Source organism: Pseudomonas sp. S3_C06, assembly GCF_054667675.1.
Genome location: NZ_CP162747.1, coordinates 4,987,574 through 5,002,081 on the forward strand (window position 1 = coordinate 4,987,574; position 14,508 = coordinate 5,002,081).

A 14,508-nucleotide genomic window follows, 5' to 3' on the forward strand; every position below is an offset into this window, starting at 1 on the left:
GCGTTCTACAAGAAGTGATTCGGGAGCCCAACGATGTTTGCGCTCATGCAAAGCACTCGCCTGGAATCGCTGCACCTTAGCGTTGACCCGGTCTCCGGGTTGAAGGCGGTCATTGCCATCCATAACAGTCGCCTCGGGCCAGCCTTGGGCGGATGTCGTTATCTTGCCTATCCCAATGACGAATCTGCCGTTGAAGATGCCATTCGCCTCGCTCAGGGCATGAGCTACAAAGCCGCGCTGGCGGGTCTGCAGCAGGGCGGCGGGGTTGCGGTGATCGTGCGTCCGGTGCATGTGGAAAACCGTGGGGCACTGTTTGAGGCGTTTGGCCGCTGCATCAATCAGCTCGACGGCCGCTACATCACCGCGATCGACAGCGGTACCTCGGTGGCGGATATGGATTGCATCGCTCAACAGACCCAGCATGTCACTAGCACCACCTCGGCCGGCGACCCGGCGCCACACGCAGCGATGGGTGTGTTCACCGGCATTCGAGCAACGGCGATGGCCCGGCTGGGCAGCGATAATCTCGAAGGCTTGCGCATTGCGATTCAGGGCCTGGGCAATGTCGGTTTTGCCTTGGCCGAGCAACTGCACGCTGCGGGGGCTGAGTTGCTGGTCAGCGATATCGACCACGGCAAGGTGCAACTGGCGATGGAGCAGCTCAACGCGCATCCGATCGCCAACGATGCATTGCTCAGCACGCCATGCGACATCCTGGCGCCGTGCGGTCTGGGCGGTGTGCTGAACAGCCACACGGTTACCCAACTGCGGTGTTCGGCCGTGGCCGGTTCGGCAAACAATCAACTGACGCACCTGGATGTCGCCGATCAACTGGAGCGCCGCGGAATTCTGTATGCGCCGGACTATGTGATCAATGCCGGAGGCTTGATCTACGTCTCGCTAAAGCATCGTGGTGAAGAATTGCCGACGATTACTGCGCACCTGTCGAAGATCAGTTCACGGCTGACTGAGGTTTTTGCCCATGCGCAGGCGGAAAAACGCTCGCCGGCGCGGGTGGCGGATGAGTTGGCGGAGAAAGTTTTGTATCGCTGAGTTTCACAGGCATGAAAAAGGCCCTGAGCCATTCGACTCAGGGCCTATTCAATTCGGTCATCGCTTACTTTGCAGCTTTCGCCGCTTTGACCGGCTTCACCGGCGTTTCAGCAGGTTCTGCAGCTTCGGCATTATCGACCGGTTCGGCCGGTGCATTGAGCAGCTCGGACAATGCATCAGGCTGGCTCTTGAACGCCCGGGCGAACACATCGCGATTCTTCGCCATGTAGATCCCGGCTTCTTCCACTTGCTGTTCAGTCAGGGACGGAACAGCTTTTTGCAGGACATCGGCCAGATATTCGGCCAGTTCGAGCATTTTGTCATGACGGTCAGCTTCGGCTTTATCCATGAACAAGCGCTCCAGATCTCGGCTGCTGCGGTATACCACTTCGACGGCCATTCACCACCTCACATGCCTTCACATTAAGTTGTCTTGACGACTACTGTATCCATATACAGCGAAAAGGATAAGCGAATCCCTGCGCCATGGGTAGTGGCTTTTCAATGTAGACCGGATTTCGGGTTTGTCAGATGGACCTTAGCGTCTGCATTCGCGAGCAGGCTCGCTCCAACCATGGCGGAGGTGGTGCGACCAAACGCCACGGCGCGGGTCTGGCGGCGGTTCGCCATGATGGCGTGGCCTCTTTTCTGCATGAAAACCGTTACGTGCAGAAAACCGTCACGTCCAACACGCATCATCCGCTCGCATTCGAGCTAAGGAACATCATCGTGAAAATAAACTGGGCCGAGAAATTGCGGCAAAACGTGCATCAACTGGCCGAGTCCCTGGGCAACCTGTTTGTCGAGACCTTCCACTATCTGGCGCTGTTTGCCATCGGTGCGGTGACGGCATACGCGGCGGTGATGGAGTTTCTCGGGATGCTCGAGGAAGGCCACATCAAGATCGATGACATTCTGCTGCTGTTCATCTATCTCGAACTGGGAGCGATGGTCGGGATTTATTTCAAGACCAACCACATGCCGGTGCGCTTTCTGATCTATGTAGCGATCACCGCGCTGACCCGTCTGCTGATCTCCAATGTCTCGCACCACAACCCGCCGGACATGGGCATCATCTATCTGTGCGGCGGGATTCTGCTGCTGGCGCTGGCGATTCTGGTGGTGCGTTACGCCTCGTCACAATTTCCCTCGGTGAAGATCGAGAAACCGCAGCGCACACTGGGCACCGGTTCCAGCGAACATCCTGAAGTCGAGAAGGGTGAGCTTTAAAGCCCGGCCGCTGGTCGGGGCTGGCTGCTGACGAGGGGCGGTGGCGGGGTCAGCCCGCTGCCGCTGGTCATGGCTTCGAGGATCGCCATGGCGCTGTGGCCCTGTTCGATGGCGATGCCGAACTGGATGCTTTGCACCAGTCGCTTGAGACGCGCGGGGTCGTTGCGCTGCTCGGCGCTGATCATGCGTTTGGCCACGATCCGGCCGCTATTGGACAGGGTCAGCATGATGCTGCCGTCCAGGCCCTGAATGCTCAGGTTGATCTGATAGTCCGGCGCGAAGGCATCGGTAATGATCTGAAAAGGATTGTCCATGATGCGTCACCGCCTGATTGAACGTGCAGTTGTTGACCGGCCGTGATCGGGTTGGTTCGCCAAACCGGATCACTGGCCATTCCGTGGTCTGTGTTGTTGCTTCGTATAGGAGTTGCCGCAGGCTGCGATCTTTTGCTCTTCAATGTTTTGATGTCGGTCACGAAGATCAAAAGATCGCAGCCTGCGGCCGCTCCTGCAGGTATGTAGCAAGGGCTGTGCCGGGAAAATTGTCGAACAATGAACACGGGCATAAAAAAGGCGAGCCGCTTGGCTCGCCTTTTTTAATGGCGCGTTTTCAGGGCAGAACCGAGTAGATGATCGCTGACAGTGCAATCAGGCCGATCAGCACCACAAACACGTTGGACACCTGGCCCGAATACTGGCGCAAGGCTGGCACGCGGCGTATGGCGTACATCGGCATCAGGAACAACAGACAGGCAATCACTGGCCCACCGAAAGCCTCGATCATCCCGAGGATGCTCGGGTTGAAAGTCGCCACGGCCCAGCAACTGAGAATCATGAACACGGCGGTCGCGCGGTTCAGCCAGCTCGCTGACATGACACGGCCACGGCTGCGCAGGCTTTTCACGATCATGCCCTGGAAGCCTTCGCTGGCGCCGATGTAGTGGCCGAGGAAGGACTTGGTGATCGCTACCAGCGCAATCAGCGGCGCGGCATAAGCGATGACCGGGGTCTGGAAGTGGTTGGCCAGGTACGACAGGATCGAAATGTTCTGCGCCTTGGCCGCTGCCAGATCCGCCGGCGACAATGCCAGCACGCAGCTGAAGCAGAAGAACATTACCGTCACGACCATCATGCCGTGGGCCATGGCGAGGATGCCGCTGCTCTTGCGTTCGGCCTGCTCGCCGTAGCGTTGTTTCTGCTCAACCGCGAACGCGGAGATGATCGGCGAATGGTTGAACGAGAACACCATCACCGGGATCGCCAGCCATAGCGTCTTGAGAAAAACCGACATCGGCATGGCTTCTTGAGCACTGGCGAAAAAAGCGCCGTTCCAGTTCGGAATCAGGCTGACCGCGAGCAGCAGCAACGCGGCGACGAATGGATACACCAACACGCTCATGGCTTTGACGATGACGCTCTGACCACAACGGACGATGGCCATCAAACCCAGAATCAACGCCAGCGAAAGGATCGCCCGAGGCGGCGGAGCGATGTGCAATTGGTGTTCGAGGAAGCTGCTCAGGGTGTTAGTCAGCGCCACGCTGTACACCAGCAGGATCGGGAAGATCGCGAAAAAATACAGCAGTGTGATCAGCTTGCCGGCACCGATGCCGAAGTGTTCCTCGACCACTTCGGTGATGTTCCCGGAGCGACCAGACAGTACGAAGCGGGTCAGGCCTCGGTGGGCGAAGAAGGTCATCGGAAACGCCAGCACGGCGAGAATCAGCAACGGCCAGAAACCACCGACACCGGCATTGATCGGCAGGAACAACGTACCGGCACCGATGGCAGTGCCGTACAGCCCAAGCATCCAGGTGGTGTCGAATTTGCTCCAGCCCTTGTGGGCTGTTTCTGTATTGCGTGTGCGGTCTACAGCGGGATTTTCGGCAGCAGGTGTACGTACATCGGTCATCGGTATCGCCTCGTTATTATTTTTGCTCGGGCTCACGGTTGGCAGACCGTCGGGTGCGGTCTGCCGGGGCGGTCAGGGAATGCGCCTCAGCACTCCACCCAGCTCACAGCCAGGCCGCCCCGTGAAGTCTCTTTGTATTTGTCGTGCATGTCGGCACCGGTATCGCGCATGGTGCGGATCACCCGGTCGAGGGAAATGAAGTGCTTGCCGTCGCCGCGCAGGGCCATTTGCGTGGCGTTGATCGCTTTCACGGCGGCGATGGCGTTGCGCTCGATGCACGGCACTTGCACCAGGCCGCCGACCGGGTCGCAGGTCAGGCCGAGGTTGTGTTCCAGGCCGATTTCGGCAGCGTTCTCCAGTTGCTCCGGGGTGGCGCCGAGTACATCAGCCAGGCCGGCAGCGGCCATCGCGCAGGCCGAACCGACTTCACCTTGGCAGCCAACTTCAGCGCCGGAGATCGAGGCATTCTTCTTACAGAGAATGCCGACGGCGGCCGCGCCCAGGAAGAAAGCGACGACATCATCGTCAGACGCGTCCGGATTGAATTTCATGTAGTAGTGCAGAACCGCCGGAATGATCCCCGCTGCACCGTTGGTCGGCGCGGTGACCATGCGTCCGCCGGCGGCGTTTTCTTCGTTGACGGCGAGGGCGAACAGATTGACCCACTCCATCGCCGACAGCGTCGAACTGATCACGTTCGGCTTGCCGATTTCCAACAGGCTGCGATGCAGTTTCGCTGCACGACGTGGCACATTCAGACCACCGGGCAGAATGCCTTCGTGGCGCAGGCCTTGTTCGACGCATTCACGCATCACCGACCAGATGTGCAGCAGGCCCTGACGGATTTCTGCGTCAGTGCGCCAGGCGCGCTCGTTGGCCATCATCAGTTCGGACACGCGCAGATTGTGCTGTCGGCACAACGCCAGCAGTTCGGCAGCGCTGGAGAAGTCATACGGCAACACCACATCACCGGTCGGCGCCACACCGGACTCGGCTTCCGCCGCTTCGATGATGAAACCGCCGCCGACCGAGTAGTACGTCTGCTCGAACAGCTCGGCCGTTTCGCCAAAGGCTGTCAGCGACATGGCGTTGGGGTGGTAGGGCAGGCTCTCATCCAGCAGCAGGAGATCATGCTGCCAGTCGAAGGCAATTTCTCTTTGCCCGGCGAGAGACAGTTGGCCTGTCTCGCGCAGTTGCTGGATGCGTGGATCGATGGTCGACGGATCAATGCTGTCCGGCCATTCGCCCATCAGGCCCATGACCGTGGCGCGGTCGGTGGCGTGACCTACACCCGTGGCCGACAGCGAACCGTATAAACGGATTTCCACACGGCGCACATCGTTCAACAGATGCTGATCGATCAGCGCCTGAGCGAAGGTTGCCGCCGCACGCATCGGACCGACGGTGTGGGAACTGGACGGGCCGATGCCGACTTTGAATAGATCGAAAACACTGATAGCCATGCTAAACCCTTACAAGCAATGGAGTAGGAATCGCTGCCATTTGTTGTAGGACAAGCGCAATGTCGGCGATACTGCCTACCTCGGTCCTACGTGACTAACGAAACTTCCTAAGTAAGCCTTTAGCAGGACTAAACGATGAGTCGTCAATTGCATGCCCAGACCTATGTCTGGCTGCAGGTGTTTTCCTGTGCCGCGCGGCATCTGTCGTTCACCCGTTGTGCCGAGGAACTGCACATCACCCCGGGGGCGGTTAGCCAGCAGATCCGCCAGTTGGAGGATCGCCTCGGGTTTCGCCTGTTTCATCGGCGCGCGCGCGGTGTGGAATTGAGTGCAGAAGGGCAGCGGCTGGCCATTACCGTTAATGAAGCGTATGGCAGCATCGATGCGGAATTGCGTCGACTTGATGCCGGAATGATCAGCGGGATTTTGCGTGTGCGCTCGATTCCTTCGTTTCTCAGCAAATGGCTGACGCCGCGTCTGCCGCGCCTGCAACAGCGCTATCCGGATATTCAGCTTCGGCTGGTCGCCGAGGACAGTAGCGTGCCGTTGCACGAAGGCGACTTTGATCTGGCGATCGATTTGAACGACGGCAGTTACCCGGGATTGTTATCCACAGCCTTGCTCGACGAGCAGATTTTCCCGGTGTGTGCGCCGAGCCTGTTGCGCGGGCGACCGCCACTGCATGGCCCGGCGGATCTGGTGCATTTTCCGTTGCTGCACGACATCACTGCCTGGCGTGGCAGTTATGAATACGCGGAGTGGGAATTCTATTTGAACGCGATCGGCTTTGAAGGCGCCGACGTACGGCGTGGACATACCTTCAACCGCAATCACCTGACCATCGAAGCGGCGATTGCCGGCATGGGTGTGGCGATTGCCCGCCGCACCTTGCTTAACGATGAGCTGGAGCGGGGGACGTTGATTGTGCCGTTTGGCCTGTCGGTGCCCAATCACAAGCGCTACGTGTTGCTGTATGCGCCGGGGGCCTTGAGCCATCCGGGCGTGCGTGCGGTGCATGATTGGCTGGTCGAGGAGGCGGGGATATTTCGCAGTTTGCACCCGTTGAACGACGGGCAATTGTGAGCAAATTTTGCCGGGTTGCGAGGCGACCCAACTCCCGACCTTACCAGTGCCTTGCTCGGTTGTCCGGCTTTTTTTGCGAATGAATATTTATCTTTTTTCAGGGGTTGAAATGTTCGCCGGTCGGGCCGATTGTTGTAACCAGGAGGTCAGGAAATTCAACTCAAGGCCTCTCACGAGCTAGCTGAAATAAGGGATGAACTATGCAAATCCAAGTCAACAGCGATAACCATATTCAAAGTAGTCAACGACTGGAGGAGTGGGTACGTACAACCATTGAGAGCACGCTCGAACGTTATGAAGAAGACCTGACCCGTGTCGAAGTCCACTTGAGCGACGAGAACGGTGACAAACCAGGTCCCCATGACTTGCGCTGCCAACTGGAAGCGCGGCCGAAAGGCCATCAACCGATTTCCGTGACCCATAAGGCCGATTCGCTGGAACTGGCGATCGACGGCGCTGCCGAAAAACTTGAGCATGCACTGGAGCACCTGTTTGGCAAACTGCGAGGCAAGCCACGTGCCGCCATCGTGCCATTTAGCAAGGCGAATGACGCTCTGCTGGAGGAAGAATTTCTTGAGAACGAACAGGCAGCGATCAACAGTTGATGCGCTGACTTTATAAGCCACCCAATGAGAACGGGCCTGCGGAAGCAGGCCCGTTTTTGTTTGTGGAGTTATTTGCGCAGGGCATAAGAGAGCGCCCCCTCACCCCAGCCCTCTCCCTCCGGGAGAGGGGGCCGACCGAGTCGTATTGCGGGGTACATCGACCTGAAAGACCGAGTCGATTATGGATTCGGCAAAGCAGAATCAGGTCGGCGTAGCTCGCAAGCATCCCCCGGTCAGTCCCCTCTCCCTCTGGGCGGTCCGACGTTTCGGGAGGGTTAGGGTGAGGGTATTTTTCGATTCGCTGCAATTCTTATGATCTGCTCCAGCACATCGTCCATCTGCTGGATCACCTCGAGATTACTGAAACGCACAATTTCAATCCCCTTTTGATTCAGATAGCGTGTCCGGCGCTGATCATGAATCAGTCCCTGCGTTTCAAAGTGCTGACCACCGTCCAGCTCAATCGCCAATTTCAACTCCGCACAGTAAAAATCCAGCACGTAAGGCGGACACGGAAATTGCCGGCGAAATTTCAGATTGGCGATCTGGCGGGAGCGGAGTTTTTGCCAGAGCAGGTGTTCGCAGTCGGTTTGGTTGACGCGGAGCTGGCGGGCGAATTGGGCGAGGGTGAGGCGGGTTTGCATGCTTCACGATCCTTGTGAAGTTGGTTTGATATTTCACTGTAGCCGAGAACCCTCACCCCAGCCCTCTCCCAGAGGGAGAGGGGGCCGACCGAGGTGTCTGGCGTTGTACATCGACCTGACAGACCGAGTCGATTATGGATTCGGCAAAGCGGTTTCAGGTCGAGTCGATTATGGATTCGGCACAGCACGTACAGGTCGGCGTACCTCGCAAGCATCCCACGATCAGTCCCCTCTCCCTTTGGGAGAGGGCTAGGGTGAGGGGCTTCTCAATCCTCAGAACGCTACAGAAGTCTGCACATAAACCGTGCGCGGTTCCCCGACATACTTGCCCTTGTTGTTGTCATCAAACGAACGCGTGAAGTACTGCGTATTGAAAATGTTCTTCACCCCCACCGCCACATTCAGATCCGCCAACTGCGGCCCGAAGTCATACCCGGCGCGGCTGCTGAACAGCATGTAGCCGGGGATTTTTCCGGTGCTGCCATCGGCGCTTTCCTTCGAGGTGTTGGCGTTGTCGGCGAACTGGTCGCTCTGGAAGCTGCTGTCCAGATTGAGCTTCCACGGCCCTTCGGTGTAACCGACGCCAATCGTGCCTTTGTGTTTCGAGGAGAACGGCACGCGATTGCCCTTGTTCGGCCCGTCTTCGCGGATGGTCGCATCAACATAGGCGTAGGTGGCGTAGACATCGAAGCCGGCGAGTGCCGGGCTCAAGTCATCCAGCGCGTAATTGACGCTGGTCTCGATCCCTTGATGGCGGGTTTCGCCTCGGGCAATCACGGAGTCGTTGGTCTGATTACTTTCATACTGGTTGTCGAAGTTGATCAGGAACGCGCCGATCTCGGCCCGCAACGCGCCGTTGTCATAGCGCGTGCCGAGTTCCCAGGTGCGGGCCTTCTCCGGTTTCACTTCGCCGCTGGTCACACGGTTGGGCATCTGGCTGTATTGCACGCTGCCGAACGAGCCTTCGGTGTTGGCGTACAGGTTCCAGCTGTCGGTCAGGTGATAAAGCACGTTTAAAGCCGGCAGTGCGGTGTTGTAGTCGCCCTTGTATTTGACGTTGGTCAGGTTGTTGGTCTGCTGCGATTCGATCATCTCGTAGCGCACGCCCGGGGTGATCGTCCATTTGCCGATGTCGATGCGGTCGTCGACGAAGAACGCATTGGCTTCGGTGCCGCCACGGGTGTCGCGGTCATTGCGACTGTTGGTGGTCGGGTATTCGTTGCTGGCGATCGGCGTGCGATAGCGCAGTTCGTGGCCAGCCTCGTTGATGTAGCGGTAGCCGACGCCGACTTCGTGGCTGGTCGGGCCGAGGTCGAAGCCTTGGGCGAAACGGGTTTCCAGGCCGCGCACCCAATACTCGCGCGGCGACAGCGACAAGAAGCTGCCCTGATCCAGATAACCGCTGCGCAAGGTCTTGGTGAAGAAGGTGTTGGCGGTGAATTCGCGGCGATCTTCCTGATAGCGATAGCCGAAATTGAACATCGTGCGCCGGCCCCAGAACTGGTCTTTCGGGCGAGTCGATTGATAAGGATCGGCGTCGTAATCCGCGACGTTCAAACCGCCGGGCATGTCGGCTTTGCCTCCGTAATACTGGGCCATGGCGTTGAAACTGTTGGCTTCGTCGAGCTGGTATTTGCCCTTGAGGATCAGGTCGTCGATCTCGGTGTCGCTGTGCTCACGCCAGTCGCCGCCGCGCGTCCCGGAGTAGAGCAACGCGCCGCCGAGACCATTGGCATTGGTGCCGCCAGCCAGCAGGTTGGCGCTGGTCTTGAAACCGTCATGGCTCGACGAGGGGCTGGTTTCCGTCTGGAAGCCGCCCTTGACTGTCGGTTCATCAGGAATCGCCCGGGTCACGAAGTTGACTACGCCGCCGACGTTCTGCGGGCCATACCGCACTGCGCCACCGCCACGCACCACGTCCACGGCATCCATGTTGCCCATGCTGATCGGCGCGAACGATAACTGCGGCTGGCCGTAGGGCGCGAACGGCACCGGAATGCCGTCCATCAACACGGTCGAGCGCGCGGCCAGTCGCGGGTTCAAGCCACGGATACCGAAATTCAGCGCCATGTCGTGGCTGCCGGTGCCGTTGTTGTCTGGAGCGTTGACGCCGGGGATGCGATTGAGCACATCCCGCGCCTGAGTGGCGCCCTGGCGTTCGAACTCTTCGCGGCGGATTACATCGCGCGCGCCCGGGTGCTCGAACACATTGATTTGCGCAGCGTCGCCGAGCCAGTCGCCGACGACTTTCGAGGTGTCCAGCTCCAGCGCGGCATCCGCCACCGGTTGCAGGCTGAACGCATTGTTGCCTTCGGCGCGCGCTTGCAGACCGGTGCCTTCAAGCAATGCATTCAAACCCTGCTCAGGTGTGTAACTGCCTTCCAGGCCACGGCTTTGCACGCCGCTGGTGACTTGCGAACCAAACGAAGTCAGCACACCCGCTTCACGGCCAAACTGGTTGAGGGCGTTCTCCAGCGACGACGGCGCGATGTGATAAGCCTTGGCATCAGCGGCCAGCGCGGCGGGCAGGGCACTGAAACTCAGGCTGGCGCCGAGGACAAGATTGCGCAGGGTACGAGCCAGTGGCGTGAGGCGGGTGGAGTGCATGTCGGATGATCCTGAGAAGGTTGAATCAAGGGGGCTTTCCTTCTCTGTCACGCCAGATCTGAAAAACGGCTCATTTATTTTTGATGTTTTTTAGACCCGCGCTTCGACGCTCACCCAGTAACGGGTAAAGCGCTTCACCTTCACCGGCAAACTGATTTCCAGCAGGTCGAGAATCCGCTCGCTGTCGTCCAGTGGATAAGTCCCGGAAATCAGCAGGTCGGCGACGTTCCTGTCGCAATTGAGCTGGCCTCGACGGTAGCGGCCGAGTTCATCGAGGAAGTCGCCCAGACGCATATGCGCGGCCACCAGCATGCCGTCGGCCCAGGCGCCGCTGTTGGCATCCAGCCGTTTGGCTTCGCTGATGGATTTCGAGGTGAAACTCAGTTGCCGTGCAAGCGGCAGCAGCATCGGCGCGCGTCCATTGCTGCTCAGTTCGACGCGGCCGTCAAACAGCGCAACCTGCGTGCGATCGGCAAACTGACGCACATTGAGACGTGCACCGTGAGTTTCAAGAATGCCCTGAGCGGTGCGCACTTCGAAAGATTGCGCGGCAGTCAGGAGGATTTCGCCTTCGAGCAAGCGGATCAGTCGCGCCGAGACATCCACATCGGCGGCACTGGCTGTGTTGAGTTGCATCTGATCGCCGGCACCAAGCGCCACCTTGCGCCGTTGCCCGATCGGGCTGCGGTAGTCGGCAAGCAGCGACGGCAGCGGATTGTGCTCGCGCATGCCCCAAGTGACCGCCGAACCAGCGCCGAGAATCAGCAACAGCTTGAGCGCCTGCCGACGACTGCCGGACCTCGTCCCGTTCAACGCCGCGTGTGCCAGCGGCGAAGACACACCGCGCAAGCGCTGGTTGACCCGTTGAATGTGTTCCCACGCCCGCCGGTGCTCGCTGTGCGCGTCCAGCCACTGTTGCATTGCCAATTGCTGGCGTGGCGACAGTGCGCCTTGCTGCATTTCCATCAGCCAGTGCACCGCCTGCTCGGCAACCTGAGAGGAGAAATCCGGCACGCGGTTCATAGGGCGAAATAGCAGCGCATTGCTGCTTTGTTCAAATGCCGTTTAACCGTGGCCACGGAAATGCCCAGTTCGGCGGCAATCTGTGGATAAGTCAGGCCATCGACCTGCGCCAGCAAAAAGGCGCGTTTGACCTGACGCGGCAAACCGTCGAGCAACTCGTCCAGCTCCATCAGGGTTTGCAGGATGATCGCTTTGTCTTCTTCTGACGGCGCGACCATTTCCGGTATCTGCGCGAGGGTGTCGAGATAGGCGCGCTCCAGATCCTGACGGCGGTAGTGATTGAACAGAACGCGCTTGGCGAGGGTGGTGAGGAAGGCACGCGGCTCGATGATTACCGGTGGCTCGCGGGCGGTGAGCACTTTGATGAACGTGTCCTGCGCCAGATCCGCCGCGTTGTCCGGGCAGCCGAGCTTGCGCCGCAGCCAGCCGGTCAGCCAGCTGTGGTGGGCCTGATAGAGCGATTCGACGGGATGGGCGGACGACAACGGTGGACTCCGGGCGCTTTCTTGACGCGGTAGAGAGTACGTTAGAGAACAAGAACTGTTCGCATTGTAGAGGTCGAGATACGCCACCGGCAATCAGATGCTTTTGCGTATGAGAATATTTATCATTAATATTGCTCGCCTGTAGGTTCGGCTGATCGGCCGGACGTTTTTCGTTTCAGGGTCGAAACATGAAAGGCAAACTCGCCACACTTCCCATGTCCTATCGTCTGGCCGTCACTTCTCGGGTGCTGGCGGCGGTGTTTGGCGGCTATCTCGTCGCGGCGCTGGCCAGTGTCACCCTGACGCTGTGGCTGCCGTTGAGCCGCGCCGAAGCGGTGGTGACCGGCATGACCATTTCCTTTCTGGTCTATCTGGTGGCGGTGCTCTGGTGTTTTGCCTGCCGCACGGCGTGGTCGGCCTGGGTCGGCTTGCTGGTGCCGAGCGTGATTCTGGCAACCATTTCCGGCGCGGCACGTGGATTGGGCCTGGCATGAAAGAGGGCTTTCGTCAGGCGATGGCCTGGCTGCACACCTGGACCGGACTGCTGTTCGGCTGGTTGCTGTTCGCGATTTTCCTGACCGGGACGCTGGCCTATTTCAAAGATGAGATCAGCCACTGGATGCAGCCGGAAATCCCTGCTCGATCGGTGAGTGCCGAGACCAGCCTGACGCTGGCCCAGGATTATCTGCAACAACACGCGGCGGGTGCTTCGCGCTGGCTGATCGATCTGCCCGATGCCCGTGATCCCGGCATGACCGTGCGCTGGCAGCCAGCGCCGGCGAAGCATGGCGAGCGCGGCCGTTTCGAAGCGAAAACCCTCGATGCGCAAACCGGTGCCGAAGTGCAGGGCCGCGACAGCATGGGCGGCGAGTTCTTTTACCGCTTCCACTTTCAACTGCAAATGCCTTACCCCTGGGGCCGTTGGCTATCGACCATTGGCGCGATGGTGATGTTCGTCGCGTTGATCACCGGGATCATCACCCACAAGAAAATCTTCAAGGACTTCTTCACTTTCCGCCCGCGCAAGGGCCAGCGTTCCTGGCTCGACGGGCATAACGCAGTGGGCGTACTGGTGCTGCCGTTTCACTTGATGATCACCTACAGCAGCCTGGTGATTTTCATGTCGATGGTCATGCCGGCGAGCATCGTCGCCTCATACGGCAGTGACGTGCGCAAGTTCTATGACGAAGTTTTCCCGGCGTCGAAGACTCCGGAACGCGCCGACATCGCGGCACCGTTGGCGGCGATGGCGCCGCTGTTGAGCAAGGCCAGCGAGCAATGGTCGGGCGGCCACACGGCGCGCCTGTCGGTGAGCAATCCGGGCGATGCCAATGCGACGGTGGTGCTGGCCCGTGCCGGCGACAGTGTCGTGCATGATTTCGGTAGGGCCGTGACCTTCAACGGTGTGACCGGGCAGATGCTCGGCAGCACACCGGAGCAGCCGGTAGCAATGGCGGTAGGTGGCGCGTTCTACGGTTTGCACATGGGCCACTTCGCTGGGCCGGTGTTGCGCTGGCTGTACTTCATCTGCGGGCTGGCGGGTACGGCGATGATCGGCACCGGGCTGGTGATCTGGCTCGGCAAGCGTCAGCTCAAACACGCCAGGAGCGGCGTGATGCCGTTTGAATTGCGGCTGGTTGAAGTGCTGAACATCGCCAGCATGGCCGGGCTGGTGTCGGCGGTGGCGGTGTTCTTCCTGGCCAATCGTCTGTTGCCGGTGAGCCTTGCCGAGCGTGCCGATTGGGAGGTGAACGCATTCTTTATTGCCTGGGGCTTGAGCGTGGCACACGCGATGTTGCGGCCGGGGCGCAAAGCCTGGATTGAGCAGCTTGCCCTGGGTGCTGGCCTGTTTGTCGCAGTGCCGCTGATCAATGCGCTGACCACTTCCTGGAATCTGGGCGTCACGCTCAAGCACGGTGATTGGGCATTGGCCGGGTTTGATCTGACGTGCCTGGCAACCGGTCTGTTTCTGGCTTGGGCCGCGTGGAAAATGCAGCGCGCCGGCAGCACGGTCAGCGTGAAAAAAGCACCACGCGAAAAGGCTCCGCCGATCACCCTTGAACAAGGGACGAACTGATGCTGTTGCCCTTGTTGCTTACCTACACCGGATTCACCGCGTTGTGCTTGTCGATGCCTCGGCACCACGATGAATTGCTCCGCGAAAAACTTTCAACCTCGCGTCGACAGGGACTGAAAATCGGTGGCTGGCTCCTGTTGTGCCTGTCGCTGTGGGCTGCCGTTTCGGCGAACGGCTGGAGTTTCGGCCTGGTCGACTGGTTCGCCGTGCTGATGCTCAGTGCTCTGGCTTTGGTATTGCTGCTGCCGTATCGCCCGCGTTTCGCATTGGCGCTGGCCGGGGTCAGCCTGCTGGCCAGCCCGGTCGCCGCATGGGCGCAGTGCTGAA

At 59.4% G+C, this 14,508-nt stretch carries 14 protein-coding genes and 1 pseudogene; 7 read left to right on the forward strand and 8 right to left on the reverse strand.

What is annotated here, in order from left to right; all coding sequences use genetic code 11:
* Positions 1-33: 33 nt before the first annotated feature.
* A complete protein-coding gene (locus AB4N44_RS22055) occupies positions 34-1,053 on the forward strand; it encodes a Glu/Leu/Phe/Val dehydrogenase family protein (RefSeq protein ID WP_105705534.1) in 1,020 nt (339 codons plus the stop codon).
* A 145-nt stretch (positions 1,054-1,198) separates the two neighbouring features.
* Here the strand turns inward: AB4N44_RS22055 and AB4N44_RS22060 are convergent.
* Positions 1,199-1,453 (reverse strand): annotated as a pseudogene (locus AB4N44_RS22060) (YebG family protein); the annotation flags it as partial.
* A gap of 329 nt (positions 1,454-1,782) precedes the next feature.
* Here AB4N44_RS22060 and AB4N44_RS22065 point away from each other — a divergent pair.
* Entirely contained in the window at positions 1,783-2,283 is a 501-nt protein-coding gene (locus AB4N44_RS22065) for a phosphate-starvation-inducible protein PsiE (RefSeq protein ID WP_053117232.1), read from the forward strand.
* Here the strand turns inward: AB4N44_RS22065 and AB4N44_RS22070 are convergent.
* From AB4N44_RS22070 to AB4N44_RS22080, 3 genes are all read right to left on the reverse strand, one after another.
* The gene (locus AB4N44_RS22070; RefSeq protein WP_127925879.1) at positions 2,280-2,597 is read right to left on the reverse strand and encodes a DUF3509 domain-containing protein; all 318 of its coding nucleotides are present in this window, start codon (positions 2,595-2,597) and stop codon (positions 2,280-2,282) included. The two genes, AB4N44_RS22065 and AB4N44_RS22070, sit on opposite strands and share 4 nt — an antisense overlap.
* Before the next feature lie 295 nt (positions 2,598-2,892).
* A complete protein-coding gene (locus AB4N44_RS22075) occupies positions 2,893-4,194 on the reverse strand; it encodes a serine/threonine transporter (protein WP_150749530.1) in 1,302 nt (433 codons plus the stop codon).
* Between the two features lie 86 nt (positions 4,195-4,280).
* Positions 4,281-5,657 carry an L-serine ammonia-lyase gene (locus tag AB4N44_RS22080; RefSeq protein WP_160038348.1) on the reverse strand — a complete coding sequence of 459 codons (1,377 nt, stop codon included), beginning with the start codon at positions 5,655-5,657 and terminating at the stop codon, positions 4,281-4,283.
* A gap of 135 nt (positions 5,658-5,792) precedes the next feature.
* On the opposite strand from AB4N44_RS22080, the gene AB4N44_RS22085 reads away from it, so the two are divergent.
* Positions 5,793-6,740, forward strand: a complete 948-nt coding sequence (locus AB4N44_RS22085; RefSeq protein ID WP_038357584.1) for a LysR substrate-binding domain-containing protein — start codon at positions 5,793-5,795, stop codon at positions 6,738-6,740.
* Positions 6,741-6,940: 200 nt separating this feature from the next.
* On the forward strand, positions 6,941-7,345 hold the full coding sequence (locus tag AB4N44_RS22090) for an HPF/RaiA family ribosome-associated protein (RefSeq protein ID WP_127925883.1): 405 nt from the start codon (positions 6,941-6,943) through the stop codon (positions 7,343-7,345).
* A gap of 275 nt (positions 7,346-7,620) precedes the next feature.
* Here the strand turns inward: AB4N44_RS22090 and AB4N44_RS22095 are convergent, their stop codons facing one another.
* The 4 genes from AB4N44_RS22095 to AB4N44_RS22110 all read right to left on the reverse strand — a co-directional run bounded on the left by AB4N44_RS22095 (position 7,621) and on the right by AB4N44_RS22110 (position 12,104).
* Positions 7,621-7,989, reverse strand: coding sequence for an endonuclease domain-containing protein (locus tag AB4N44_RS22095; protein WP_127925884.1), 369 nt, complete (start codon positions 7,987-7,989; stop codon positions 7,621-7,623).
* A 273-nt stretch (positions 7,990-8,262) separates the two neighbouring features.
* The gene (gene fecA / locus AB4N44_RS22100) at positions 8,263-10,596 is read right to left on the reverse strand and encodes a TonB-dependent Fe(3+) dicitrate receptor FecA (protein WP_460107505.1); all 2,334 of its coding nucleotides are present in this window, start codon (positions 10,594-10,596) and stop codon (positions 8,263-8,265) included.
* Positions 10,597-10,686: 90 nt separating this feature from the next.
* Entirely contained in the window at positions 10,687-11,619 is a 933-nt protein-coding gene (locus tag AB4N44_RS22105) for a DUF4880 domain-containing protein (protein WP_460107503.1), read from the reverse strand.
* Positions 11,616-12,104: a sigma-70 family RNA polymerase sigma factor gene (locus tag AB4N44_RS22110; protein ID WP_150749525.1), complete on the reverse strand. Its 489-nt coding sequence runs from the start codon at positions 12,102-12,104 to the stop codon at positions 11,616-11,618. The genes AB4N44_RS22105 and AB4N44_RS22110 overlap by 4 nt, the downstream gene beginning before the upstream one ends.
* Before the next feature lie 188 nt (positions 12,105-12,292).
* On the opposite strand from AB4N44_RS22110, the gene AB4N44_RS22115 reads away from it, so the two are divergent.
* The 3 genes from AB4N44_RS22115 to AB4N44_RS22125 are packed head-to-tail and all read left to right on the forward strand — an operon-like array spanning position 12,293 to position 14,507.
* Positions 12,293-12,598, forward strand: coding sequence for a DUF3649 domain-containing protein (locus AB4N44_RS22115; protein ID WP_016986986.1), 306 nt, complete (start codon positions 12,293-12,295; stop codon positions 12,596-12,598).
* On the forward strand, positions 12,595-14,181 hold the full coding sequence (locus AB4N44_RS22120) for a PepSY-associated TM helix domain-containing protein (protein WP_460107501.1): 1,587 nt from the start codon (positions 12,595-12,597) through the stop codon (positions 14,179-14,181). Before AB4N44_RS22115 ends, AB4N44_RS22120 begins: the two co-directional genes overlap by 4 nt.
* On the forward strand, positions 14,181-14,507 hold the full coding sequence (locus AB4N44_RS22125) for a DUF3325 domain-containing protein (RefSeq protein WP_160038360.1): 327 nt from the start codon (positions 14,181-14,183) through the stop codon (positions 14,505-14,507). Before AB4N44_RS22120 ends, AB4N44_RS22125 begins: the two co-directional genes overlap by 1 nt.
* Position 14,508: the final 1 nt, after the last annotated feature.

Bases quoted from the DNA above. Each gene is read 5' to 3' on its own strand.
- AB4N44_RS22075 (WP_150749530.1), bottom strand. From the start codon at position 4,194: ATGACCGATGTACGTACACCTGCTGCCGAAAATCCCGCTGTAGACCGC.
- AB4N44_RS22120 (WP_460107501.1), top strand. From the start codon at position 12,595: ATGAAAGAGGGCTTTCGTCAGGCGATGGCCTGGCTGCACACCTGGACC.
- AB4N44_RS22070 (WP_127925879.1), bottom strand. From the start codon at position 2,597: ATGGACAATCCTTTTCAGATCATTACCGATGCCTTCGCGCCGGACTAT.
- AB4N44_RS22095 (WP_127925884.1), bottom strand. From the start codon at position 7,989: ATGCAAACCCGCCTCACCCTCGCCCAATTCGCCCGCCAGCTCCGCGTC.
- AB4N44_RS22055 (WP_105705534.1), top strand. From the start codon at position 34: ATGTTTGCGCTCATGCAAAGCACTCGCCTGGAATCGCTGCACCTTAGC.
- fecA (WP_460107505.1), bottom strand. From the start codon at position 10,596: ATGCACTCCACCCGCCTCACGCCACTGGCTCGTACCCTGCGCAATCTT.
- AB4N44_RS22105 (WP_460107503.1), bottom strand. From the start codon at position 11,619: ATGAACCGCGTGCCGGATTTCTCCTCTCAGGTTGCCGAGCAGGCGGTG.
- AB4N44_RS22125 (WP_160038360.1), top strand. From the start codon at position 14,181: ATGCTGTTGCCCTTGTTGCTTACCTACACCGGATTCACCGCGTTGTGC.
- AB4N44_RS22080 (WP_160038348.1), bottom strand. From the start codon at position 5,657: ATGGCTATCAGTGTTTTCGATCTATTCAAAGTCGGCATCGGCCCGTCC.
- AB4N44_RS22090 (WP_127925883.1), top strand. From the start codon at position 6,941: ATGCAAATCCAAGTCAACAGCGATAACCATATTCAAAGTAGTCAACGA.
- AB4N44_RS22085 (WP_038357584.1), top strand. From the start codon at position 5,793: ATGAGTCGTCAATTGCATGCCCAGACCTATGTCTGGCTGCAGGTGTTT.
- AB4N44_RS22115 (WP_016986986.1), top strand. From the start codon at position 12,293: ATGAAAGGCAAACTCGCCACACTTCCCATGTCCTATCGTCTGGCCGTC.